The sequence below is a fragment of the Herbaspirillum frisingense GSF30 genome (assembly GCF_000300975.2).
GTDB classification, from domain to species: domain Bacteria; phylum Pseudomonadota; class Gammaproteobacteria; order Burkholderiales; family Burkholderiaceae_D; genus Herbaspirillum; species Herbaspirillum frisingense.
Genome location: NZ_AEEC02000010.1, coordinates 109,997 through 132,336, shown reverse-complemented (window position 1 = coordinate 132,336; position 22,340 = coordinate 109,997). Strand labels below are relative to the sequence as shown.

At 61.6% G+C, this 22,340-nt stretch carries 30 protein-coding genes; 5 read left to right on the top strand and 25 right to left on the bottom strand.

Features of this window, described 5'->3' with window-relative positions; translation table 11 throughout:
• Nucleotides 1-3 precede the first annotated feature (3 nt).
• From modA to nifH, 11 genes are all read right to left on the bottom strand, one after another.
• Nucleotides 4-759, bottom strand: coding sequence for a molybdate ABC transporter substrate-binding protein (gene modA / locus HFRIS_RS09540; RefSeq protein WP_006463100.1), 756 nt, complete (start codon nucleotides 757-759; stop codon nucleotides 4-6).
• A 48-nt stretch (nucleotides 760-807) separates the two neighbouring features.
• Entirely contained in the window at nucleotides 808-1,407 is a 600-nt protein-coding gene (locus HFRIS_RS09535) for a nitrogen fixation protein NifQ (protein WP_006463099.1), read from the bottom strand.
• Nucleotides 1,408-1,466: 59 nt separating this feature from the next.
• On the bottom strand, nucleotides 1,467-1,772 hold the full coding sequence (gene fdxB / locus HFRIS_RS09530; protein ID WP_006463098.1) for a ferredoxin III, nif-specific: 306 nt from the start codon (nucleotides 1,770-1,772) through the stop codon (nucleotides 1,467-1,469).
• Nucleotides 1,769-1,975 (bottom strand): CCE_0567 family metalloprotein, encoded by a 207-nt coding sequence (locus HFRIS_RS09525; protein ID WP_006463097.1) that lies wholly within the window; start codon nucleotides 1,973-1,975, stop codon nucleotides 1,769-1,771. The genes fdxB and HFRIS_RS09525 overlap by 4 nt, the downstream gene beginning before the upstream one ends.
• A 26-nt stretch (nucleotides 1,976-2,001) precedes the next feature.
• Nucleotides 2,002-2,472, bottom strand: a complete 471-nt coding sequence (locus HFRIS_RS09520; RefSeq protein ID WP_006463096.1) for a NifX-associated nitrogen fixation protein — start codon at nucleotides 2,470-2,472, stop codon at nucleotides 2,002-2,004.
• Nucleotides 2,473-2,475: 3 nt separating this feature from the next.
• Nucleotides 2,476-2,877: a nitrogen fixation protein NifX gene (gene nifX, locus HFRIS_RS09515; RefSeq protein WP_006463095.1), complete on the bottom strand. Its 402-nt coding sequence runs from the start codon at nucleotides 2,875-2,877 to the stop codon at nucleotides 2,476-2,478.
• Nucleotides 2,874-4,262, bottom strand: a complete 1,389-nt coding sequence (nifN, locus tag HFRIS_RS09510; RefSeq protein WP_006463094.1) for a nitrogenase iron-molybdenum cofactor biosynthesis protein NifN — start codon at nucleotides 4,260-4,262, stop codon at nucleotides 2,874-2,876. The genes nifX and nifN overlap by 4 nt, the downstream gene beginning before the upstream one ends.
• A 4-nt stretch (nucleotides 4,263-4,266) precedes the next feature.
• Nucleotides 4,267-5,646: a nitrogenase iron-molybdenum cofactor biosynthesis protein NifE gene (gene nifE, locus HFRIS_RS09505; protein WP_006463093.1), complete on the bottom strand. Its 1,380-nt coding sequence runs from the start codon at nucleotides 5,644-5,646 to the stop codon at nucleotides 4,267-4,269.
• 100 nt (nucleotides 5,647-5,746) lie between these two features.
• Nucleotides 5,747-7,306: a nitrogenase molybdenum-iron protein subunit beta gene (nifK, locus tag HFRIS_RS09500; RefSeq protein WP_006463092.1), complete on the bottom strand. Its 1,560-nt coding sequence runs from the start codon at nucleotides 7,304-7,306 to the stop codon at nucleotides 5,747-5,749.
• Between the two features lie 106 nt (nucleotides 7,307-7,412).
• On the bottom strand, nucleotides 7,413-8,867 hold the full coding sequence (gene nifD / locus HFRIS_RS09495) for a nitrogenase molybdenum-iron protein alpha chain (protein WP_006463091.1): 1,455 nt from the start codon (nucleotides 8,865-8,867) through the stop codon (nucleotides 7,413-7,415).
• A gap of 167 nt (nucleotides 8,868-9,034) precedes the next feature.
• A complete protein-coding gene (gene nifH, locus HFRIS_RS09490) occupies nucleotides 9,035-9,913 on the bottom strand; it encodes a nitrogenase iron protein (RefSeq protein ID WP_006463090.1) in 879 nt (292 codons plus the stop codon).
• 531 nt (nucleotides 9,914-10,444) lie between these two features.
• Between nifH and HFRIS_RS09485 the strand changes: the two genes are divergently transcribed.
• From HFRIS_RS09485 to HFRIS_RS09470, 4 genes are read left to right on the top strand one after another with little or no spacing between them, the layout of a single operon-like run.
• Nucleotides 10,445-10,876 (top strand): response regulator, encoded by a 432-nt coding sequence (locus HFRIS_RS09485; RefSeq protein ID WP_006463089.1) that lies wholly within the window; start codon nucleotides 10,445-10,447, stop codon nucleotides 10,874-10,876.
• A gap of 52 nt (nucleotides 10,877-10,928) precedes the next feature.
• Nucleotides 10,929-11,333 (top strand): group II truncated hemoglobin, encoded by a 405-nt coding sequence (locus HFRIS_RS09480; RefSeq protein WP_051110898.1) that lies wholly within the window; start codon nucleotides 10,929-10,931, stop codon nucleotides 11,331-11,333.
• 9 nt (nucleotides 11,334-11,342) lie between these two features.
• The gene (locus HFRIS_RS09475) at nucleotides 11,343-11,930 is read left to right on the top strand and encodes a hypothetical protein (RefSeq protein WP_006463087.1); all 588 of its coding nucleotides are present in this window, start codon (nucleotides 11,343-11,345) and stop codon (nucleotides 11,928-11,930) included.
• Nucleotides 11,927-12,250: an FmdB family zinc ribbon protein gene (locus HFRIS_RS09470; protein WP_006463086.1), complete on the top strand. Its 324-nt coding sequence runs from the start codon at nucleotides 11,927-11,929 to the stop codon at nucleotides 12,248-12,250. Before HFRIS_RS09475 ends, HFRIS_RS09470 begins: the two co-directional genes overlap by 4 nt.
• A gap of 4 nt (nucleotides 12,251-12,254) precedes the next feature.
• Here HFRIS_RS09470 and HFRIS_RS09465 read toward each other — a convergent pair whose 3' ends face one another.
• From HFRIS_RS09465 to nifB, 13 genes are all read right to left on the bottom strand, one after another.
• The gene (locus tag HFRIS_RS09465) at nucleotides 12,255-13,106 is read right to left on the bottom strand and encodes an SIR2 family NAD-dependent protein deacylase (RefSeq protein WP_006463085.1); all 852 of its coding nucleotides are present in this window, start codon (nucleotides 13,104-13,106) and stop codon (nucleotides 12,255-12,257) included.
• A gap of 35 nt (nucleotides 13,107-13,141) precedes the next feature.
• Nucleotides 13,142-13,447: a 2Fe-2S iron-sulfur cluster-binding protein gene (locus tag HFRIS_RS09460; protein WP_006463084.1), complete on the bottom strand. Its 306-nt coding sequence runs from the start codon at nucleotides 13,445-13,447 to the stop codon at nucleotides 13,142-13,144.
• A 74-nt stretch (nucleotides 13,448-13,521) separates the two neighbouring features.
• Nucleotides 13,522-14,670: a DegT/DnrJ/EryC1/StrS family aminotransferase gene (locus tag HFRIS_RS09455; RefSeq protein ID WP_006463083.1), complete on the bottom strand. Its 1,149-nt coding sequence runs from the start codon at nucleotides 14,668-14,670 to the stop codon at nucleotides 13,522-13,524.
• 30 nt (nucleotides 14,671-14,700) lie between these two features.
• Complete coding sequence (locus HFRIS_RS09450) at nucleotides 14,701-14,961, bottom strand: hypothetical protein (RefSeq protein ID WP_006463082.1); 261 nt, start codon at nucleotides 14,959-14,961, stop codon at nucleotides 14,701-14,703.
• Nucleotides 14,962-14,973: 12 nt separating this feature from the next.
• Nucleotides 14,974-15,183, bottom strand: a complete 210-nt coding sequence (gene nifT, locus HFRIS_RS09445) for a putative nitrogen fixation protein NifT (RefSeq protein WP_006463081.1) — start codon at nucleotides 15,181-15,183, stop codon at nucleotides 14,974-14,976.
• Nucleotides 15,184-15,218: 35 nt separating this feature from the next.
• Nucleotides 15,219-16,376: a cysteine desulfurase family protein gene (locus HFRIS_RS09440; protein WP_006463080.1), complete on the bottom strand. Its 1,158-nt coding sequence runs from the start codon at nucleotides 16,374-16,376 to the stop codon at nucleotides 15,219-15,221.
• Between the two features lie 11 nt (nucleotides 16,377-16,387).
• Nucleotides 16,388-16,762: a DUF3024 domain-containing protein gene (locus HFRIS_RS09435; RefSeq protein WP_006463079.1), complete on the bottom strand. Its 375-nt coding sequence runs from the start codon at nucleotides 16,760-16,762 to the stop codon at nucleotides 16,388-16,390.
• On the bottom strand, nucleotides 16,759-17,007 hold the full coding sequence (locus HFRIS_RS09430) for a nitrogen fixation protein NifZ (RefSeq protein ID WP_006463078.1): 249 nt from the start codon (nucleotides 17,005-17,007) through the stop codon (nucleotides 16,759-16,761). Before HFRIS_RS09430 ends, HFRIS_RS09435 begins: the two co-directional genes overlap by 4 nt.
• 17 nt (nucleotides 17,008-17,024) lie before the next feature.
• Complete coding sequence (locus HFRIS_RS09425; RefSeq protein ID WP_006463077.1) at nucleotides 17,025-17,321, bottom strand: nitrogen fixation protein NifZ; 297 nt, start codon at nucleotides 17,319-17,321, stop codon at nucleotides 17,025-17,027.
• Between the two features lie 32 nt (nucleotides 17,322-17,353).
• Nucleotides 17,354-18,097, bottom strand: a complete 744-nt coding sequence (locus HFRIS_RS09420) for a 4Fe4S-binding leucine-rich repeat protein (RefSeq protein ID WP_039875116.1) — start codon at nucleotides 18,095-18,097, stop codon at nucleotides 17,354-17,356.
• Between the two features lie 4 nt (nucleotides 18,098-18,101).
• Entirely contained in the window at nucleotides 18,102-18,476 is a 375-nt protein-coding gene (locus tag HFRIS_RS09415) for a HesB/IscA family protein (RefSeq protein ID WP_006463075.1), read from the bottom strand.
• Between the two features lie 9 nt (nucleotides 18,477-18,485).
• Entirely contained in the window at nucleotides 18,486-18,704 is a 219-nt protein-coding gene (locus tag HFRIS_RS09410; RefSeq protein WP_006463073.1) for a 4Fe-4S binding protein, read from the bottom strand.
• Nucleotides 18,705-18,737: 33 nt separating this feature from the next.
• Nucleotides 18,738-20,315, bottom strand: coding sequence for a nitrogenase cofactor biosynthesis protein NifB (gene nifB / locus HFRIS_RS09405; RefSeq protein WP_006463072.1), 1,578 nt, complete (start codon nucleotides 20,313-20,315; stop codon nucleotides 18,738-18,740).
• A gap of 23 nt (nucleotides 20,316-20,338) precedes the next feature.
• Between nifB and HFRIS_RS25220 the strand changes: the two genes are divergently transcribed.
• Nucleotides 20,339-20,752 carry a hypothetical protein gene (locus tag HFRIS_RS25220; protein ID WP_152486672.1) on the top strand — a complete coding sequence of 138 codons (414 nt, stop codon included), beginning with the start codon at nucleotides 20,339-20,341 and terminating at the stop codon, nucleotides 20,750-20,752.
• Here HFRIS_RS25220 and nifA read toward each other — a convergent pair.
• Complete coding sequence (nifA, locus tag HFRIS_RS09400; RefSeq protein ID WP_006463071.1) at nucleotides 20,710-22,338, bottom strand: nif-specific transcriptional activator NifA; 1,629 nt, start codon at nucleotides 22,336-22,338, stop codon at nucleotides 20,710-20,712. The genes HFRIS_RS25220 and nifA overlap by 43 nt on opposite strands.
• Nucleotides 22,339-22,340: the final 2 nt, after the last annotated feature.

Below are 22,340 nucleotides of genomic sequence, written 5' to 3'. Positions count from 1 at the left end.
GGCCTAGCGATCCAGCGCGTAGCCGTAGGCGCGGATGACCTGGCGCGCCGGCGCGCTCTTGAGGTAAGTCATCAACGCCAGGGCAGCGGGATGGGCGCGGCCTTTTTCCAGCAGGACCGCGTCCTGCAGGATCGGCGCATACAGCTCGGCCGGCACGATCCAGGCCGAGCCGTCGGCGATCTGCCCGTTCCTGACCACTTGCGACAAAGCCACGAAGCCGAGCAAGGCATTGCCGCTGGCGATGAACTGGTAAGCCTGGTTGATGTTTTCCGCCTGCACGATCTTGGGCCGCAAGGTCTCTTCAAGCCCGAGCTTCTGCATCGTCTGCACGCCCGCCAGGCCATACGGCGCCAGCTTGGGATTGGCCAGCGACAGGTGCTCGAAGGCGCCCTTCTTCAGGATCTCCCCCTGCGCGTCCACTACGCCCGACTTGGCGCTCCAGAGCACCAGCTTGCCGCATGCGTAGGTGAAGCGGCTGCCGGCCACGGCGGTGTTCTGCTTTTCCAGCAGAGCGGGCGTGTCGGCGTCCGCCGCCAGCAAGATCTCGAATGGCGCGCCATTGTTGATCTGGGCATAGAACTGGCCGGTAGAACCGAACGCCGCCACCACCTTGTGACCGGTGGCCTGCTCGAACGCGGCGGCGATCTGCTTGAACGGCTGGGTGAAATTGGCCGCAACGGCCACGTGGACCTCCTCGGCCCGGGCGCCCGGCATCAACAGCCACAGCCAGGTACAGGCCAGCATCAGCTTACGCAACATGGACTTGTTCCTTGAAAAAAGGAGACGAATGAAGACGCCAGCGCCGGCTCAGTTCAAGCCGAGCAATGGATTGGCATCTTCCGGACCGAAGCACTTGAGGTAATCGGAACAATTGCCGCAGCTGGGGGCCTGGCACAGCACCAGCCCTTCGCGTTCGCACAATTGCCGATAGAAGAACTTCTTCCACTTCATGTCGCTGACGTTGCGCTCCGCCAGGATGGAAAAGTAATGACTGATCAGCCGTGACAAGGCCGTCCGGTTGGGCAAGCCCATGTCTTGCCAGAGATGGTTGGACCCCATGCAGGCCGTGGCGACGGCGTGGGCCAGCCAGGTACTTTCCTGGTCGTCGTAGGTGCGGCAATCCATCAGCATGGCCAGCAGGTCATCGAATTCGTCGATCGGCGGCGGCGCACAGGCCTCGCCGGACAACCCACTGCGGGAGCCATACAGAGGCGCCGTCAACTCCGGAAAATAGCGCTCACGCAAGGCCGCCAGGGCCTCGGCATCGAGGGCGGCGATGGGTACGTCATAGGGGGCCGGACGATGAACGGCCAGTGCGATCAGGCCGGCAAAGGCCAGCGTCACCACATGGTCCGGGTCGCGCGCTGCTTCCATCAATTCCACATAACCTGCCTGGCTGTAGCTCATTTTGGGGCCTCCTGGGTCGGTGTCAGAGAACGAAAAAAGCTTCAAAGGGAAATGGACGATCAGACCTGCGCGCTCCCATGGGTGTAGCACTTCTTGGGGCAAATCCGTGAGCAGGCTTCGCAACCGATGCAATTGTCGCGGTTGGCGATGGTCATGATCTTTCTTTCGTACTCCTCATCCTCGTCATCATCAGGATCGACCGCGATGCGCTGGCCCTCGTCATTGATCCCGACCAGGGCCAGCACGTCGCGGCCGCATACCTTGAAGCAACGGCCGCAGCCGATGCATTTGTCTTCATTGATCTGGCCGACGAACTGTGGCGTCCAGTCGGCACCGCCGGGAAGCTTGACCGTGAATGTCGTCATGGCTGTCTTTCGTTCTCATCCTCAAGTGCGCGCCGTGCCTCGGCCAGGGCGGCATGGGCGTCATAGGCCTTCTGTGCGACCTCCAGGATCTTTTCCCAGCCGGTCGGCAAATCCTCGGACAGATCGTGCAAATCCATCTTCAAGGCGGTGGCCTGCTGGTTGAGCTTCTTGACTTGCGCCTTGAGCGCTTCCCTGTCCTGCATGTCCGTTCTCCTTGTGGCCAGTGCCCTCAGCCGTAATTGACCACTTCGGGGAACTGCCGGATCATCTCGACCCCGGCTGCCACGATCTTGCCGCCCTCCTCGGCCAGCTTGTCCACGCTCTCGAAGCCGAAGCGATGCACATCCCGCAAGTGCTTGTTGACCACTACCAGGCGCCCGGCCATGAGCACCATGCGTCCAAAGCCCTCATGCGACATCTTCATCATGGGCGTGGCGATGCTGCCGGTCTGGCGTTCAATCGCCAGCCCGACGGCGTTGTAGAACAATTCCAGGCGCCACAGGGTTTCAGGATCGGGGTCGCCGATGATGGGAATCTCGCGGCGCTGCTCGCGCGTGATGATGTAGGGCGCCAGCAGGTCTGCGTTGCTCTTGCCGTCCCAGGCGCCATGGGTATCCTGCGCGCGCCATTGCTTGATGAGCTCCTGCACGAACGGGCTGTCGATGGCGACCGGGGCCTCTTGAGTGGCGATGGCAGTCATGGTTCACACTTCCTCTTCAAAATTGATGTCGCGTTCCTGGCCCTTTTGCATGGCCTTGCGCAGCCATGGTGCCGGTGTACCCTTGAGCACTTCCTGCAGCTTGTCAAGGATGTCCAGGATAGGTTCGGCCTGCGCCACCTTGACCGGGTGGATGCGGTTGGCTACCACCCGTGCGGCGCCCGAGCCGCCGATGGCGGCCACGTACAGGATGGCGCAATCCTTGATGGCCTCGATCTTGGGGGCCAGCTTGTCTTCGTCGCCGTCCTCCTTGAGATCGCCGTCGAAGCTGTGCGTCTGCACGAAGCTGTAACCATTGGGCCAGACCTCAAACACCGCCAGGTTCTTGGCCCAGCCGAAATGCGCATCCACGCGCTGCAGATCCTGGGTTGCAAATGCCACTTTCATGAGCTTTCTCCTTGAACGGACGTGGCCAGCGCCAGGGCATCGCGCGTGCTCTGCGGCAGTTGCCAGTCATCCGGGGTATGTGCATGGCCTTCGGCCAGCAACAGGTTGCCGATCTCGAAAATCAATCCACGTGTGCCGCGATAGCCGACCGAAAGACAGTGCCCGGCCCCCAGGCGGTCGAACATGGGCAAGCCGGCGCGATGGAAGGGAATATGCAGGCGCTCGGCCGCCTGGCGTCCGTGCGAATGCGTCACCAGCAGACCGGCGCTGACCCGGCGCGCGCCCTGCTCCAGGTCCTCCAGGTCGCCGATCACCACCCGGGCTGCGGGTACGCCATCGAGCACCGGCGAGGTCGTGGTGGTCACGGCACAGCCGATCTCGCAGCCCATCTCGGCCAGCCATGTCGAGAGTGCCAGCAACAGGTCCGGTTCGGCACCGATGGCGACCTTGACCCCGCCGAAGAAGAAGTGGCCATCCAGCATGGCATCCTGCAACTGGCTGCGCTGACGCCGATAGCGCGCCGGAATCGACTGGCCCGACACGTATTCCAGATAGGCCAGGAAACGGTCATTGGCCTGCAGGCCGGTCAGCCGGTCGAACACCACATACGGCACCCCGCTCAACTCCTGCACGGCCTGGGCACTGGCGCGCATCTGTTCGCCGATGGCGATGGTGACGACGGAAGCGCCCAGCGCACGCATGTCGGCCAGGGTAGTACCGCCCATCGAGGTCGGACTGAAATTGTCGGGTAGATGGCCATCCAGCGAACCCGACACATCCGGCAACACGATCGGGTCCAGCCCGAAGGATTGCACGATGTCGCGCAATTCCTCGATATCGGCCGGTGTCAGATGGCACCCCGCCAGCAGATTGATCTGGTTGGCGCGCGTCTGGATGTCCGGCTGCGGCTCACCCAGCGCGCGGATCAATGCCTCCACGGCCCTGGCCCAGCCATCCTGGAAGGCGCCCGTGTAGTCAGGCGTGGAGACATAGGCCAGCGCAGTATCGGCAAGGTCGGGATGCTTCTGGCGGATCAGTTTGAGATAGGCATCGACGTCATCGCCCTTGGTTTCGGTCAGCCCGGTGGAACAGATGGCGATCAGGTCCGGCTTGGCGCGCAGGCGGATGTTCAAGACCGCCTTTTCGATGTTCTCCATCCCGCCCAGGATGCTTGATACCTCGTTCATGGCGGTGGTCTGCAAGGGAATCGCTTCGCGGAAATGTCGCACCAGCAACACCAGCCCGAACGAGGTGCAGCCCTGGGAACCATGCATGACCGGCATACAGCGGTTCATGCCCAGGAAGGCATAGGCCGCTCCCAGCGGCTGGCTCATCTTGAGCGGGTTGACGGCTGCCGCCTTGGAGGAAGTCTCGATGATGGCCATGCGCTTACTCCCAGGGCGCCGGTGCACGCACCTGCTCCCACACCGGGTTGTACAGGGCGCGGTCGATTTCCGAGACCAGCGTGATCATGCCCTCGTAGCCGGCATAGGCATGATGGCGCTCCTGGTTGATGTCCAGCCAGGGCATCTTGGCCTTGAGCGCGATGAATTGCGAACGTCCGCCCGAGAGCATGATGTCGGCGCGCGCCTCTTTCAACATGGCATACATCTCGCGCGGCGTCATGTCATCGATCATGTGGGCTTCATCCCCCATGATTTCCTTGATTCGCTCCTTGTCCTCGCGGGTCGATTTCTTCACGCTGGTGCCGACGATTTCGATGCCGACCTCCTGCAAGGCCGCTACCACTGACCAGGACTTCACACCGCCGGTAATCAACAGCACACGCTTGCCCGCCAGGCGCTTCTTGTAATGCGCCAGACGACTCCAGGCGCGCGCTTCTTCCACCGCGATCAAGGCTTCGGTGCGATCCGTCAACTCGGCTGGTGCACCTTGCTGCACCAGCAGGCGCGCGATCTGGCGCAACGAATCGGAGACGTCGCCGATCCCATAGAAAGACCCTTCAAAGAAGGGAATCCCGTAACGTTCCTCCATCTTGCGTGCCACATTGATCATGGCCTTGGAACACACCATCATTGATGCCCGGGCCCGGTGCGAAGAGGCAATCTCGCGATAGCGGCCATCGCCGCTGATGCAGGAAAGCACCCGTACGCCCATGGCATCAAGCAAGGGCGTGATCTGCCACAACTCGCCGGACAGGTTGTATTCGCCGATGATGTTGATGTCGTAGGGCGTGGTGAATTCCGGTTCGACCGTCCCGATCACGTAATCGAGCAAGGCTTCCCCGGCCAGCTTGTTGCCCAGGTTCTTGACCCCGGCAAAGCCGGGCGAATTGACCGGAATCACCGGCTTGCCGAACTTGGCGCTGGCGGCCTTGCAGACGGCCTCGATATCGTCGCCCGTCAGCGCAGTGACACAGGTCTGGTAGACGAATACCGCTGGCGGATCATATTTCTCGATGATTTCCTTGACCGCCTTGTAGAGCCGCTTTTCACCACCGTAGATGACGTCGATCTCATTGATGTCGGTGGTGAAACCGGTGCGATAGGTCTGGACACCGGACGAAGCCGCATGGCGGTTATCCCAGGAATTGCCTTCGCAGGCGATGGGACCATGCACCAGGTGGGCCACGTCCACGATCGGCTGCAAGGCGATCTTGGCGCCATCGAAGGCGCAGCCGCCGGCTGCCGCGCCCGGCGCCAGCTGCTTGCTGCAGCCTGCCTTGCGTTGCTTCTCCGTTTTGGCCTGGTTCTTGTCGCAGGCCGGTTCTTCGAAGACTTCCTGGATCTTCAGCTTCAACGCCGTCATGATCGCTCTCCATGCTTAGCTGGGTTGCTGCCGGGGCACTACGCATCCAGTCGGGCATCCCGCCAGGCGGCACTTCTGACTGGCGGGACGTCCAGCGCGCTCAGCGGATGATGTCGTAGGAATAATCGGTCTCGCCGGCCACCACCGTATTGGCATCCAGGGCTTCGAAGTATTCGTCAAGGATCATCACCAGCACGCGCATCGCACCGGCATAACCCCAGATGGGGAAGCGATGGTAGTGATGGCGGTCGAAGACCGGGAACACCAGGCGGATCAGCGGCACGCCGCAGTCGCGCTCCAGATACTTGCCATAGGTATTGCCGATCAGGAAGTCCACCGGCTCCGTGAACAGCAGGGAGCGCAGGTGCCACAAGTCGCGCTTGGGATAGACCTTGCAGTCCTTGCCGAAGGGAGACCCGTCCAGCAGCGCCTGCACCTTGGCCGCCCATTCGGCATCGCCGTTGGTGGACAGGATGTGGGTCGGCTCACAGCCCAGCTCCAGCAGGAACTGGGTCATGCCGATCATCATGTCGGGGTCACCATACAAGGCAAACTTCTTGCCATGCAAGTGCGCCTGCGAATCGGCGATGGCATCGACCAGGCGGCCACGCTCCAGTTCCAGTTCGGCCGGGATGGGTTGGCCGCTCAGGCGTGACAGCTCCATCAGGAACCGGTCCGTACCGGCCACGCCCATCGGATGGTTGAGGGCGACCACTTCCTGGCCCTTCTCCGCGATGTACTTGGCAGTCTTGAGCGTGCTGAACTCCTGGAACACCACGGTGGCCTTGGCGTCGACGGCCTCGATCACTTCCTGCTTGGTGGTGCCGCCGCTGTACATGCGGAACTGCCCGTCAGTCGGGGTATTCCAGACCTCCGAGGGATCACACACGATGGTGCCATCCACGCCCATCAGCTTGAAGATGCGCTTGACCTCGGGCAGGTTGCCGACCACGAAGCCATCGAAACCGCCGATGAAATTGATGCGCTCGTTGGGCTTTCTTTCCAGTGCTGGCACGGTGCCGGCCTTGCCATCCCAGAAGTGCGTCAGGATACCCTTCAAGGCATTGTCATAGCCGGTCACGTGGCTGCCGACGAAGGCTGGGGTATGGGCGAACGGCACGTCATATTCTGCCGGCACGCTGCCCTTGTCCTTGGCATTCTTGATGAAGGAGTCGAGATCATCACCGATCACCTCGGCCATGCAGGTGGTGGAGACGGCGATCATCTCCGGCTTGTACAGGCTCAGGGCATTGGCCAGGCCGTCGATCATGTTGTTGAGACCACCGAAGACGGCGGCGTCTTCTGTCATCGACGACGATACGCAGGAAGTCGGTTCCTTGAAGTGACGCGAAAAGTGCGAGCGGTAATACGCCACGCAGCCCTGCGATCCATGCACAAACGGCAGCGTGTTCTGGAAGCCGACGGCGGCATACACCGCACCCAGCGGCTGGCAGGCCTTGGCCGGATTGATGGTCAGCGCCTCGCGGGCGAAGTTCTTTTGCTGATATTCCTTGGTCTTGGTCCATTCGGCCACGTCCTGAACCTTGTCCAGCGGAACGGCGAACTCGAACTCGTCTTTCTTGCGGGCGAGCAGTTCGCGGTATTCCGGCTGGCGGAACAGATTCTCGTGGTCCAGAACGCTATCGGCGTTTTGCGGCATGATGATACCCCTTCAATTCAACTGATCAAATGATCCAGGCTCGGGTCGGATGGACGACAGGCGGCGGGCACAGTGCTGCGTCCTTCCATCTCCGAATCGATTCGGCTCAAGCCTTCCACGGCGCCTTGGCCATGCCCCACACCGGGCTATTGATGGCCATGTCCATGTCGCGGGCGAAGATGGCGAAGCCGTCATAGCCGTGATACGGGCCCGAGTAATCCCAGGAGTGCATCTGGCGGAACGGCACGCCCATCTTCTGGAAGACGTATTTCTCCTTGATCCCGGAGCCGACCAGATCGGGCTCGATCTTCTCGACGAACTTCTCGAATTCATAGCTGGTCACGTCGTCGTAGATCAGCGTGCCGTCTTCCACATAGTGGGTGGTGCGCTGGTAGTCGTCGTTGTGGCCGAATTCATAACCGGTGCCCACCACCTTCATGCCCAGGTCGCCATAGGCATCGATCACGTGACGCGGACGCAGGCCACCGACAAACAGCATCACGGTCTTGCCTTCCAGGCGCGGACGGTACTTGGCGATCACGGCATCGGTGAGGGCCTTGTACTTGGCGATGACGCGCTCGGCACCTTCCTTGATCTTGTCGTCGAAGTGACTGGCAATCTGGCGCAGCGATGTCTCGATCTGACTGGGGCCGAAGAAGTTGTACTCGACCCAGGGAATGCCGAATTTCTCTTCCATATGGCGCGAGATGTAGTTCATCGATCGATAGCAGTGCAGCACGTTGAGCTTGGCCTTGGGGGTGTTTTCCATTTCGGCGAGGGTACCGTCGCCGGACCACTGGGCGATCACGCGCAGACCGATTTCCTCCAGCAGGATGCGCGAGGACCAGGCATCGCCGCCGATGTTGTAGTCGCCGATGATGGCCACGTCATACGGTGTCGCCACGAACTGGTTCTTGTCCGGGTCCATCTTGTCCAGCACCCATTCCTTGATGGCGTCGTTGGCCACGTGGTGGCCCAGTGACTGCGACACGCCACGGAAGCCTTCGCAGCGCACCGGCACGATGGTATGGCCGTCGTATTGCTTGGACTTCTTCTTGGACACCGCTTCGATGTCGTCACCGATCAGGCCGATCGGGCATTCGGATTGCACCGAAATTCCCTTGTTGAGCGGGAACAGTTCCTGGATCTCGTCGACGATCTTTTCCAGCTTCTTGTCACCGCCGAAGACGATGTCCTTTTCCTGGAAATCGGACGTGAACTGCATGGTCACGAAGCTATCGATACCAGTCTTGCCGATGTAATAGTTGCGGCGCGAGCCCCAGGAGTACTGGCCACAGCCGACCGGACCATGGCTGATGTGGATCATGTCCTTGATCGGTCCCCAGACCACGCCCTTGGAACCGGCATAGGCGCAGCCGCGAATGGTCATCACGCCGGGGATCGACTTGATGTTGGATTTGACGTTGCAATCCGACTTGCCCTCTTCCTGGGTGGTGAGGTGCTTGGCGCGACGCTTGGCGGTCTTGTCCGGATAGGCCTTGAGGACCTCATTGATCAATTCCGTATTGCGTGCCGTGGTTTCTTCAACTGTGAGGCTCATGGGCCCTCCGATAAAATTAGTCGCGGGAGACATACCCGGTCGTATGCCAGTCCGGTCAACAAACCTGCGCTACCCTTTTTCTTGCGGTCCTGGCCGCCTTCGCTTCGAAAGACAGAGGCTGGGGCGACCAGGACCTTGCAGCATCAACAGCAGGCAGAAGATGATGTTCAGGCCGCTACTTCGGCCGTCTTGCCCACCATCGATTCATCAACGACAGGCATCAAGCCATGCTCCATCAGCAGGTCTTCCAGCTCGTCCATGGTGATCGGGGTGGGGATGGTGCCGTTGCCGGCGTTTTCGTGGATCTTGGTGGCCAGGGTGCGGTATTCGCCAGCCTGCTTGGAATCGGGCGCGTATTCCAGCACGGTCATGCGGCGCAGCTCGGCGTGCTGCACGATGTTGTCGCGCGGCACGAAATGGATCAGCTTGCTGTTGAGCTTGGCGGCCAGGGCGGTGGCCAGTTCCAGTTCCTTGTCGGTCTGACGCTCGTTGCAGATCAGACCGCCCAGACGCACGCCACCGGAGTTGGCGTACTTCAAAATGCCCTTGGAGATGTTGTTGGCGGCGTACATGGCCATCATCTCGCCAGACATCACGATGTAGATTTCCTGCGCCTTGTTTTCACGGATCGGCATGGCAAAGCCACCGCACACGACGTCGCCCAGCACGTCGTAGGAGACGTAGTCGGTGCCATCGTAGGCGCCCTCTTCTTCGAGGAAGTTGATCGAGGTGATCACACCGCGGCCAGCGCAACCGACGCCCGGTTCCGGGCCGCCGGATTCGACGCAACGGATGTTCTGGTAGCCGATCTTCATGACGTCTTCCAGCTCCAGGTCCTCCACCGAACCGGCATCGGCAGCCAGCGACAGGATGGTGTCCTGAGCCTTGGCGTGCAGGATCAGGCGGGTCGAATCAGCCTTGGGATCGCAGCCGACGATGAGGATGCGCTGCCCCATCTGGGCCAGTGCGGCGAGGGTATTTTGCGACGTGGTGGACTTGCCGATGCCGCCTTTGCCGTAGAAGGCGATTTGTCTGAGTGAGGCCATTTGATTCTCCTAGAAATAAGCGGTGTAGCTCTGGTGTAAGAAATTACGATGTCGTTCAAAGCAGTTTTGTCATCACACTTGCAGCCGTTGGGGCGCCGCTTCGAAACTTTTATTGGTCTTCGTCTCAAGTCACGCATTCGGCAAGTCATCGTCGGTGCACACCCCTATTTGCAAATGCCGTGCCACCATCAAAAAATGATCTCAAGTCGTTGATTTAATTGGCCAAATCCGCTTTTCTCGCAACCTGTCCACCCGCCTCTTTCTGGTGTTGCAAACCGCACAAACGGCACCCAGTCTGTAGGGAACGATACAAGCCCGCCCACCCAACACATACGTGTAGCAAACCACGCCGGCGGCCCCCCCTCTCGGCCCGCCGGCCCGCAGCCACAGGCCTTGTTGCGGCCTGTGGAAAGCAAGGAGGGGCAGCTGACTGATAACGGGAACGATGTTTGCTATCGGGATGAATTGCAGGGCAAAGAAGGCTGCGCCAGGCGGCCCGGTCAGCGATCCACTCACCCCAGGGAGCAAACCATGCAAATCGGTGTAGACAGCCAGCGCGCGGTCGACAACAAGCGGGTCTTCATCGTCGACTGTGATGACGTCAGCGGGTTGGCACTGCAGTTCATGCTTGCCGACGAGTGCGAGGCGCATCTGCTGGCGGATGTGGAGAGTGCCTTGCGCAAGGGGCGGGACTGGCCGCCCGATCTGCTCTTGCTGGGTCAGGGCAATCTCGCCAAGGAGGGCATGGAAGTACTGGCTCAGTTGCGCCAGCAGCATCCGGCCATGAAGATCGTGGTGGTCTGCGACAGCACCGATGACAGCCATGTCCGCCAAGCGCTGGCGCAAGGTGCCAACTCCACCCTGCTGCGTCCGCTCACGCTGGAGGGCGTACGCCGCAAGGTCGATGCCCAGCTGGGCCGACGCACGCCCCTGGGCCTGGGCATCGCGGTGACGGTGGTGTAAGACCATGTGCGCGACCCGCATCCCCTTGAAGCTGCCGCATCGGGCTGCACCGATGGCGGGGCCATCGATCCCTCCGGCGCTGGCCAATCCGCATTACCAGCAGATTGGCGGAGAGCCGGTCGTGCGGCAACTGGTCGACCGCTTCTACGCCCTGATGGACCAGCTGCCCCAGGCGGCCGTGGTACGCGCCATGCATCCGGCCGACCTGGCGCCGGCCAGGCAGCGCCTGTTCATGTTCCTCTCCGGTTGGCTGGGCGGCCCACCCCTGTATACCGAGGCGTTTGGCCACCCCCGCCTGCGCCAGGCGCACGCGGGATTTGCCATCGATCCTGCCGCACGCGATGCCTGGATGGCCTGCATGAACCAGGCGCTGCAAGAACTGGTACCCGACGAAGTGTTGCGGCAGCAACTGGGTGCCGCATTTTTCAAGACTGCCGATTTTCTGTGCAACCAATAAGGAAACCCCATGAGCACTCTCGCAAATACCCCCCTGGCCGATCTCGACAATGACGGCCGTCTGCTGAGCCCGGTCTTCAAGGGCCCGACCAAACGTAATGGACGCGTCGCCTTCCGTGGCGAAATCGCGCTCAAATACCAGGCCAGCCTGGCCGACGAAAAGCGCCCCCCGGAAATCAAGCTGGACCAGGTGATGACGGTGGCCGACGTGGGCACCGCCACCATTCCTTTCCTGGCCGGCATGGCGTCTTCGCTGGAACACATCAAGCTGCTGTGCGAAGTGCTGGGGGACAAGCTGGGCGCCGATGGCAAGTACTTCTTCTTCGCCTGCAACCTGGACATTTCGCTGCGTTTCCGGATTCCTTATGGCGGTGCCACCTTCTACGTGATGCCGCTGGACGAATCGACGGTCTATAACGAGTTGCTGGAATTATTCCGCATCGAGCGTGGCGATCTCAAGAAACTCGACACCGCTGAAAAGATCCTTGCGGTGGCCGACGGTGCCCTGCGCTTCAACGGCAAGTTCGAGGAGATCAGCTTCCAGCGCGGCCTGGAGTTGATGGGGCCGATCAAGATCAAGGAAAACCGCCCGGTATGACGCCACAGGGTCGGGTGGCTGCCAGCCATCAGGAATGCCGCCCCACCCTGCGCGAACGCCCCCTCAACACCAGCGAGCCGACCATGCCCCTTTTCGACTTTCTCTGTACCGTCTGCGACACCCATTTTGAGAAACTGGTCCGCACCGGCGACACGCCAGCCTGCCCGGGCTGCGGCAGCCATGCGGTTCTCCGGCAGGTATCGGCGCCGCAGGCACCGGGCAAGAGCGCCGACATCCTGCAGCGCGCCCGGACACAAGCCGCCCGCGAGGGACACTTCAGCAATTACCGCCCATCGGAATTACGCAACAAACTGAAGTGACCCATCACACCGGCAGCCCCAGTTGCGCACACAGCAGCGCTGAGAAGTCCGCCGTTGCCATGGGGAGTACCCCGATACCATGTTCCTCCAGGAAGCGCTGTTCATTGCGCGAGGGCGGCTCCGCCAGCACCGCCCAATGCCGCGCCGATGAGCGCTTGGTGATCTGGTGCGCAAAACTGCGCTGCAGCTGATCGTTGAAGCGGCAGCCGATGAACAGGAAATGACGGCCTTGCCGCAGTGCCCGCACGCGCGCCGGAATCGGCGTCTGGATGTCGATCTCGGTGAGCACTTCGACGAAATCGGAGTCCGACACGAGATAGTTGGCGGCCGGTGCATGCGCGCCAACGGGCTGATACAGCAAGGTGTTCCAGCTCGACACGATGCTCTCATCGACCGCCTGCCCGCTGCGATCGTAGTACTGGTACCAGGTGCCGAAATGCTCGGATTGCGACAACCCCTGCACCTGCCCCCAGTCATCGCGGCCGCTGGCGAGCATGGCGTTACGCATGGCATCGTCATACCAGAGCGCGACGATCATCGGGATCTCCGGCATGCCGGCCAGCGCCTGCTGTAGCGGCAACGGCGGCGGAGCGGCGGAGAACGCCCCCTGCATCAATTGCACCAGGCTCTTGCGATGCTTGAAGTTCTCGATGAATTGCGCAGTAGCCGTGAGCCGATTGCGGATCTTGTGCGGCACCGTGACCTGAGCGGCCAGCAGCGCCGCCAGTTTTTCCTGCGAATCGGGCAGCGGGCAATCCGGTACCTGCCTCAGCAAGCCCGGCCCCAGGTAAGGAATGAGCGCCCCCTTGGCGAGCGCATCGAACAGGTCTTGCAAGGTGTCCTCATTGGTAGGCATGGCGATGGCTCCTCGGCGCAGGCGTTCAGGCAGGTTCAGCGCCCGGAGGCGAAATTGAGCAATTCGAGGGTGACGTCGTCCTCGCCCACGATCACCTGGCAGGCCAGGCGCGACTTGGAACCGACACCCACGATGCTGTCGAGTTTGGCGTTTTCCGCCGGAGTGGTACGCGAGACGCCCTTGCGGCCTTCCAGCACGAAGATGTGGCAAGCGCCGCACTCGGCCTTGCCCTGGCACTTGTTGGCAATGGCTTCACCCGCCTTCATGACGGCGGCCAGCAGCGTGCTGCCGATGCTCACCTCGATGGTCTTGCCGGAGGGTTGGATGGTAACGACGGGCATGGTCAGGACTCCTTTGTAATGAATGAGGTCAATGAGACCGGAGATGAAAAATCGGAAAAATCCATGCGCCCCGCTCAGTAGATCGCCGCGCCGGCACCGACATTGCTGGAGGCATCCTTGGCCGCCTGCACGATGAAGTGCACTTCGTCGGTATTGAGGTGTCCGTGCAAGGGCAAGGCAATGCAGCGGTCGGCGATCTTCTCGGTCAGCAACAGATCTCCGCGCTTGCAGCCAAAGCGGCTGTAGTAGAACTGCTGGTGCAGCGGCTGGCACCAGGCGGCGGCTTCCACTTCCTGGCTGGCCAGGTCTTCGATGATCTGGTTGCGCATGGTGCGGGTGAAGCGTGTACCCAGGTGGACCAGGTACAGCATCCAGTACACCTCGTCGACGTCAGGACCGATATAGGGCGGTTTGATGCCCTCGAAAAACTGCACGTGCTTCAGGTAGTAGGCCTCGACCTGCTTGCGCCGCAGCAGGATTTCATCAAGCCGCTCCAGCTGCGCGATGCCGATGGCTGCGCTCAGATCGCTCATCGACGCCTGCATCGGTACCCGGCTGGCCACGGCGATGGACTGGCGATCGCCCAGATTGCGATTGCGCATATAGTGCAATTCACTGGCCAGCTCCGGGTCATCGGTGACCAGCATGGCGCCCTCGCCACAGCACAGCGCCGAGGGCTGCGAAAAATCGAAGATGGCAATGTCACCGAAGTTGCCCACCACGCGACCCTGGTAACGCGAACCGATGGCTTCGGTGGAATCCTCGATCAGGCGCAGGCCATGCGCCTGTGCCAGCTGGCGGAACTCGGCCCAGGCGGCCGGATGGCCGTTGCAATTGCCCACCACGATAGCGCGCGTGCGCTGGCTGATCTTGTCGGCCACCTTGTGCGGCGCCAGGTTGCCGCTCCAGTAGTCGATGTCGGCAAACACCGGCGTCGCTCCGACCAGCGTGATGGCATGGACGATCTGATGCCAGGAGTACGCAGAGGCAATCACCTCATCACCGGCACGGATCCCCATGGCTCGCAAGGCCAGCATCAGCGCCACCGTGCCGCTGGCAGCGGCCACGCCATAGGTACGACCGAGGTAGGAGGCAAATTCGTTTTCGAAGGACTCGACCACCGGGCCGGCGGACAGGCCCGACGAGACCAGCACCCGCGTGACGGCTTCCAGCTCGCGGGTGCTGACGTCGGGGTCCGACAATTTGATCCATTCCTGTTCCATGTGACGCACTCCTCCGGGTATTGGCTCAACTCAGGAAAAACGGACGATCACCACGCCGCTGGCCTCATCGGGGCCATCGACCACGCGCCAGCAATGGGCATCGGTATCGACCAGGTACAAGGCATATCTGTGCCCGCGCCAGTAAGGCGTTTCGCCGCGCATGTCCTCCTGGTCGCAACGGCTGCACACCAGGCGCGGCAAGGCGCTGCGCAGGGCCGCCAGGGCGTTGGCATGGGTGGCATCCTGCAGCACCTCCTGGACAGCGGCCAATTGCTGGACCGACAGACCCATCGCATCGGCTCCTCATTCGCCCAGACGGCGTGCATCGATGGTCACCGGCAATACGGTGGCCGCATCCATCGCTGGCAACGCCAATTGCCAGCCATTGGCCAGGGTGACGTGGCCTCCCCACATGTCGGGCTTTTCCATCGCCACGATGGGCTCTTCCAGGTCTTTCTTGGGGACATAGGCCGACAGCAAGCCTGCCGAGTTCTTGCGGATCATCACTTTCATGTTGGGCTCCTGATTGGTTGGTCCGGTAAGGCTCCCTAGGCCACTCTTGCCTGCAAGGGCTGGACAATCTGCACGATCTGCACGATCTGCAACAAGGCCGCCAGCACCGCATCGATCTCGTCGTCGCGGGTATCGCGGGAGAGCGAAAAGCGTAGCGTCGCCGCTGCCTGCTCGCTGGACAAGCCCATGGCCATCAGCACGTGGGAGGGCATGTCGCCGCTGGCGGTACAGGCCGACCCGCTGGAGGCGCAAATTCCCAGGCGATCCAGGTGCTCCAGCAGCAGTTCGGCATGGACCTGGCCGAAGCGCACGCTGACCGTATTGGGCAGACGCGCTGCGCCCGCACCATTGATCCTGACCTGCGGCAGGCGTGCCAGGCCGCGCTCGAAGCGCTGACGCAATGCGCTCACCGCCAGCATCCGTGGCAGCGCCGCACGCGCCTGGGCCGCTGCCACGCCCAGCCCGACGATGCCCGCCACGTCCTCGGTACCACCGCGCCGGCCACGTTCCTGGTGGCCGAACAGCAAGGGCGGCAACCTGATCCCCTTGCGCACGTACAGGGCGCCGATACCCTTGGGCCCGTGCAGCTTGTGCGCCGACAAGGACAGCAGATCCACGCCCATGGCCGCCACGTCGCATGGAACACGGCTTACTGCCTGCACCGCGTCGGTATGAAACAGCACACCGCGCTGGCGCGCCAGTTCGGCCGCCTGGGCAATCGGAAACACCACGCCGGTTTCATTGTTGGCCCACATCAGGCTCACCAGGGCGGTATCCGGCGTGATGGCTGCCGCCAGTTCATCGAGCTGCAGTTGTCCATGCTCATCCACCGCGATCCAGCTGATGCGCACGCCCTGTGCCTGCAGATGCCGCAACAGCAGCAAGGTGGAAGGATGCTCCACCAGACTGCTAACGATATGGCGCCGCTGCGGCTGCAGGGCCAGCGCGCCCAGGATGGCCATGTGATTGGCTTCGGTGGCGCCACTGGTGAACACCAGTTCGGCCGACGAGGCAGCGAGCAGGGCCGCCACCTCCGCGCGGGCACTGTTCATGCGCTGGCGTGCAGCGTCACCGACCCGGTGCTTGCTGGAGGGGTTGCCCCAGGCTTCATCGTGGCAGGCCTGCATGGCCGCCAGCACTTCCGGTGTGGGCCGGGTGGTGGCGTTGTTGTCGAGATAGATGGTGGTATCCATGGGTGGCGCACTCATTGCCAGAACAACCTTGCGGTGTCCCGGTTGATGCAATCCATCAAGACCTGCAGGCTGCGTTCGAGCATGAAGAATTCCCAGCCGCCTTCCGGGTGATCCTTGCGGAAGAGTTTCCATACGCCCAGCTCGACGTGATATTCCAGCAGCGCGATATCGACGATGCCGCCCTCGGCATCGATATTGCGCGAACAACAGGGACTCTGGATCAGGTAACCAGTCGCCGTCATTTCCACGCGTGGTACGACATACAGGTAGCGTGCACGCTTCTGCAGCATGCGTTCGATACGCCGCAGATCCAGCTCATTGGGATGCCAGCTGCGGATGCCACCTGCAGTGGGCAACCCATCAGCCTGGGCGATGATCTGGTTCATGCCGGCTCCAGCAGGACGATTTCCTCTTCCAGACAACCCACCACGCGGTTGCCGGGAAACTCCACCAGATACACCGGGATGGTGGACTCTTCATGCATGCCCACCTGCACTACTTCGCCCGGGGTTCCCTGGGCCACCAGCAAGGCCTCCGCCTCGCAGTCCGGATAGGAGCCATCGTTGAACAGGTCGATGCTGGCCTGCACCCGCTGTCCCCAGGCATATCTGGCCACGCGTGGTTCGATCATGTTGCCGCTCCTTGGATTCAGGCTGCCTGCCCGGACGTGACGGGCTGGTCGAGCGATTGCAGCTCGCGCCCTTTCATGCCGACCCGGTAACCGTGTTCGACGAATTCGATGCCGTAGATGTAGAACTGCTGCAGGAAGGTACCGATACTGGTCACATAGCCGACATCGCCTTTCTTGACCAGGATGTCGCCGATCTCGCGGCCCGCGAAGGTGCCATCGTTGCGGATGGTCTTGGTGCTCCTGACCTTTTCGCCATAGCTGAATTGCGGCGGCCCGTCCAGTTCGACCCGGCCATCATCACGGTTGATCTTCATGGTCCCAGCTCCAGTTGCTATGTCATCGTAGTTCAGGCCAAACCGCTGCGATTACGCGCCAATGCGCGCACTGCATCGTCCTCATCGTCCGACAGCAAGCCAAGATGCGCCGTATCGATGCGTTCAGCCACGCTGTAGCGCACACGCCAGTCCGGGTCATGGCACAGCGCCACCAGTTGCGCCGGTGCCAGGCGTTGCGCCACCACCGTGCGTACCGCAGCCTCTTCATCCCTGGCCATCGCACCCAGCAGCGCCGATCCCACCCTTGCTGCCACTACGCGGCGCACCTCGCGATCTTCATCGTGCAGCAAGCGCACCAGCCATTGCGGTTCGATACGCTGCGCCACAATCAGGCGCACGCCATAATCGCCATCGCCCATCATCTGGTGCAGCTGATCGACGTGCAGCCGCCGCGCCACCTGGATACGGACCTCGCGATCCGGATCTTGCCGCAACATCAGCAGCTGGCGCTGCGGCAAGCGCTGCGCCACACTCCAGCGTACCGTGGCATCCGGGTCATCGATCATGCGTGGCAGGTAAAACACTTCCACGTGCTTGGCCGCCACCGCCCTCACCTCGAAATAGGGATGGCTCAGGAATTCCTTGGCCAGCGCCGGATTCCACGTAAAGAACCGGTCGATGCGCCGAGCATAACGATCATGCACGCAGGCCTTGGCCAGTTCGCACCGCGTGGAGGGGCGGCCCATCTGCGCGCAGTCGACACACGACAATACCCGTCCCTGCCAATCGGTCGCCGCGAAGGGCTCAGTATCCAATTGCTCAAGCCTTGCGCCGGATGCTGGAGATCGACACTACAGCCGTGGCCGGCGGCGCAGAGCCATGCGTCCCGCAACTCGCAGCTTGCGCATTCGGGTTGCGAAAGGTCAGCCCGGATTCACTCAGGGTGTCGGCAAAATCGATGGTCACGCCCTCCAGCAGCAGCCGGCTTTCGACAGGCAGGAAGACTGCCAGACCATTGCAGTCGAGGCTGACGTCGCCTGGCGTGGGCTGCGCCTGGACCGAGAACTCCGAACTCAGCCCGGAACAACCGCCTGCACTCACCTTGAGCCGAAAGCCGGATTGGACCGAACCGCCATTGAAGCGCACCATGCGGCGCATGAATTTTTCGGCGGCGGCGGTGATGGTGATGTTCATCGCCCCTCCCTATGCCTGGTAACGCGGCTGCGCATTGTCGATGACGCAGGTGCCATCTACCGGGCACACGGCCACGCATTGCGGTTCATCGAAATGTCCCAGACATTCGGTACATTTCTTGGGATCGATCACGAAGATCCCGTTCTTTTCGCGAATCGCCACGTTCGGGCATTCGGGCTCGCAGGCGGAACACCCTGTGCATTGCGAGGCAACGATCTTGTAGGCCATGCTTTTTCTCCTTGCGTGAAACTGATTGGCTGCTTACGCTGCGGCGGACGTAGACTGCACGGAGGTGTAAGCCCCCTGCCGGATATCGGCGTCGCCCCGTGGCCGATGCTCGATCTGTCCGCTGCGCACGCGCTCCAGGTAATCCATGAAGTAGGCGATGACGGATTGCTCGATGAATTCATGGGCATACCGGTCCACCGGTTCAATGCCCACCTTTTGCAGATCATCCTTGGGACAGCCGCCGATCTTGGCTACCAGCACCGCATGGCAGTCGTTGATGGCGCGGATGACGGTCTCCAGCGCATCCTCCTCGCCATAGCCGCCCTGGCAGTACTGGTCCACGCGCCGGTGTCCGACGAACTTGCTGCCGGCGCTGCTGACTTCATAGATCTGGAATTCGCTGACGTGTCCGAAGTGTTCGTTGACGCGTCCCTGCCCCTTCGTCGCCACCGCCACCAGCAAGGACAGGCCGCTCTGGTCTGCCATCTGCGCCAGCTCCTGCTGCTCGGCGGCCTTGGCGGCCGATTTCGCTTGACGCTCCTGTTCCACCAGCTCCTGGTATGCCTTGCGGGTAGCGCCGTCATAGGCCACTTCCATCGCTTCGATCTTCTCGGTGGTGAATTCGGCGCTGCGGTCTTCACCCAACAGGCCGACCGCATCGGCGCGGCACTGGCGGCAGTGGCGCATCATGTTCATCTCGCCTTCACAGGCATCCTGCAAGGCCTTGAGCTCCTGGGCGCTGGGGCCGCGCTGGCCATTCAGGCCAAACACGGTGCCATGCTCGGGTGCCGAAATGAGCGGCATGATGTTGTGGAGGAAGGCACCGCGTGACTTGACCGCACGATTGACTTCCACCAGATGCTGGTCATTGATGCCCGGGATCATCACCGAGTTGACCTTGCACAGGATGCCGCGCGCAGTGAGCATCTCCAGTCCCAGCATCTGCCGTTCGTGCAGGATGCGGGCAGCATCGATACCGGTCCAGCGCTTGTTCTGGTAATAGATCCAGGGATAGATGTGCTGCCCGATCTCGGGATCGACCATATTGATGGTGATGGTGACGTGATCGACGTTGAAGGCGGCGATGGTGTCGATGTGGTCAGGCAAGGCCAGGCCATTGGTCGACAGGCACAGCTTGATATCGGGCGCGGTCTGCGAGATCAGCTCGAAGGTCTTGAAGGTCTTGGCCGGATTGGCCAGCGGGTCGCCAGGGCCGGCAATGCCCAGCACCGTCATCTGGGGAATGGTCGATGCCACCGCAAAGACCTTCTTGGCCGCCTGCTCGGGCGTGAGCTTTTCGCTGACCACGCCGGGACGCGACTCGTTGGCGCAATCGTATTTCCGGTTGCAGTAGTTGCACTGGATGTTGCAGGCTGGCGCCACCGCCACGTGCATACGCGCGTAGTGGTGGTGGGCCTCTTCGCTGTAGCACGGATGGTTCTTGACCTTCTCCCAAACCTCGGGGGCCATGTCGGCGGGACCATCGGATGAACCGCAACTGGCCTTGCCGCCTTCACTGCTGGTGCCACAGCCTTTGTGTTCGGCTACCTTGTCCAGCAAGGTGCCTAGCGATTTGATGTCCTGGATACCGACGTACTGTGTGGGCTGCATGGATAGTCCCTTTCAGGAAAGTGATGCCTGGACCTTCTCCTGAGGACATAGCCAAAACCGTGCCAGAGAAAATAATCAATAAATTCAATGGCATAGCGTTAAATCGCGTCACGTGGCGATGTGAGGATAGCGACAATCGGCAATACATTTTGGGTGGCGCTTGTCATGAACACGACAATGCAGCGCAGGCCGGCGCTTGGGATCGGCCAAGCCGCAATGAGGCTGACGCAGTGGGGGAGAAGGAGAAGGAGAATGCGAGGGCGTACCAGCCGGGGAATCCATCAGAACAACCGGCTGGAGCGACGCCGAGGAAACCTCGCACGCCGGACGAGGACGGTAATGAGAAAAAGACTTTTGATCTGGCAGCGTATTACGTCACGCTCGCTGACGAGTTTCAGAACTTCTTGACCTCGATATTGAATTTCTGCAGCGCATAGCCCATCTGGCGCGGCGAGATGTTGAGCGCACGGGCTGCCTTGGCCTGCACCCAGCCACATTGCTCCATGGCCCAGATCAGGCGTTCGCGTTCGGAAGTCGGCGGCGCACCGGCCAATGACTTGTCCTTGTCCATCCCGCTCGGCGAAGATGGCACCGTATGCGTGGCGATGCGCTCCAGCGGCACGACCACGACTGCTTGCTGCTCACCGGGTTCATGCAAGACCTTGGTCAGGCATTTGTTCTGCTGACAGGAGAAATGAACCTCGCTGATCAGATCGCCGCGCATCATGGTGGCAGTGCGCTCGACACAATTTTCCAGTTCCCGCACATTGCCCGGCCAGTAGCAATTCATCATGACCTTCATGGCCTGCGGCGACATGGCCACCATCGCACGCTGGTTCTCGATACGGAATTTTTCCAGGAAGTGTTCCACCAGGTAGGGAATGTCCTCACGCCGTTCACGCAGCGGCGGAATGAAAATGCTGACCACATTGATGCGGTAATACAGGTCGGCCCGGAACTCGCCCTTGGCCACGGCTTTCTCCAGGTCGCGGTTGGTGGCAGTGACCAGACGCACGTCCACCTTGATGGAGCGCGACCCGCCGACCCGTTCGAATTCACGCTCCTGCAATACCCGCAGCAGCTTGGCCTGGAATGCCGGCGAGATCTCGCCGATCTCGTCGAGGAACAAGGTGCCGCCATGGGCGAGTTCGAAACGCCCCTTGCGTTCGCCCTGGGCCCCGGTGAAGGCGCCCTTCTCGTGGCCAAACAATTCGGATTCCAGCAAGGTTTCCGACAAGGCCGCACAGTTGACCTTGATGAAGGGCCCATCCTTGCGCGGACTGAGATAGTGGATGGCACGCGCAATGACTTCCTTGCCGGTGCCGCTCTCGCCGCGCAGCAGCATGGTCGAGCGCGAGGGTGCAGACTGGTGTACCTGGGCGAAAACTTCCTGCATCGCCTTGGAAATGCCGATCACGTTATCAAGCTTGTACTTGCCCTGGAGTTGCCGGGACAGCTGGCGCTTTTCTTCCTGCAGTTGCTGGCGCTCGGCGGCCACGTTGCGATACAGCCGGACGGTTTGTCCGATCAGGTTGGCCACCATGGTCAGCAGCCGCACCTCATGATCGACGCTGCGCGAGGGCGACAGGCCTTCCCGGAACACACACAGCACGCCCAGTATTTCGCGGGCGGCCTTGATCGGCACGCCAACGAAGGAAACGACGCCGCCGTCTTGCGATTCACGCGGGCTGGTGCGGGCCAGGAACAAGGGCTCCTGGGCCAGATCGCGTACGACGATGGGAGTTTCAGTCTGGAAGATCGTACCGGTAATGCCCTCGCCGACCCGGTATCGGCCGCTCTGGAATTCCTCGTAGCTCAAACCGATGGCGCTGACCAGTTGCAGCTCGCCAGAGTCCTGCATCAGGCTCAACAAGACCCGTCGGGTTTCCAGGTGCGCAGAGAGGACGTTGAGGACTTCGCGCAAGGTCTTTGACAGATCCAGCGACGAACCCAAGATCTTGCTGATCTCGTAGATCGTGACGAGTTCCAAATTCACACTGCGGTCGTCAAGAATAGTGGCCATCG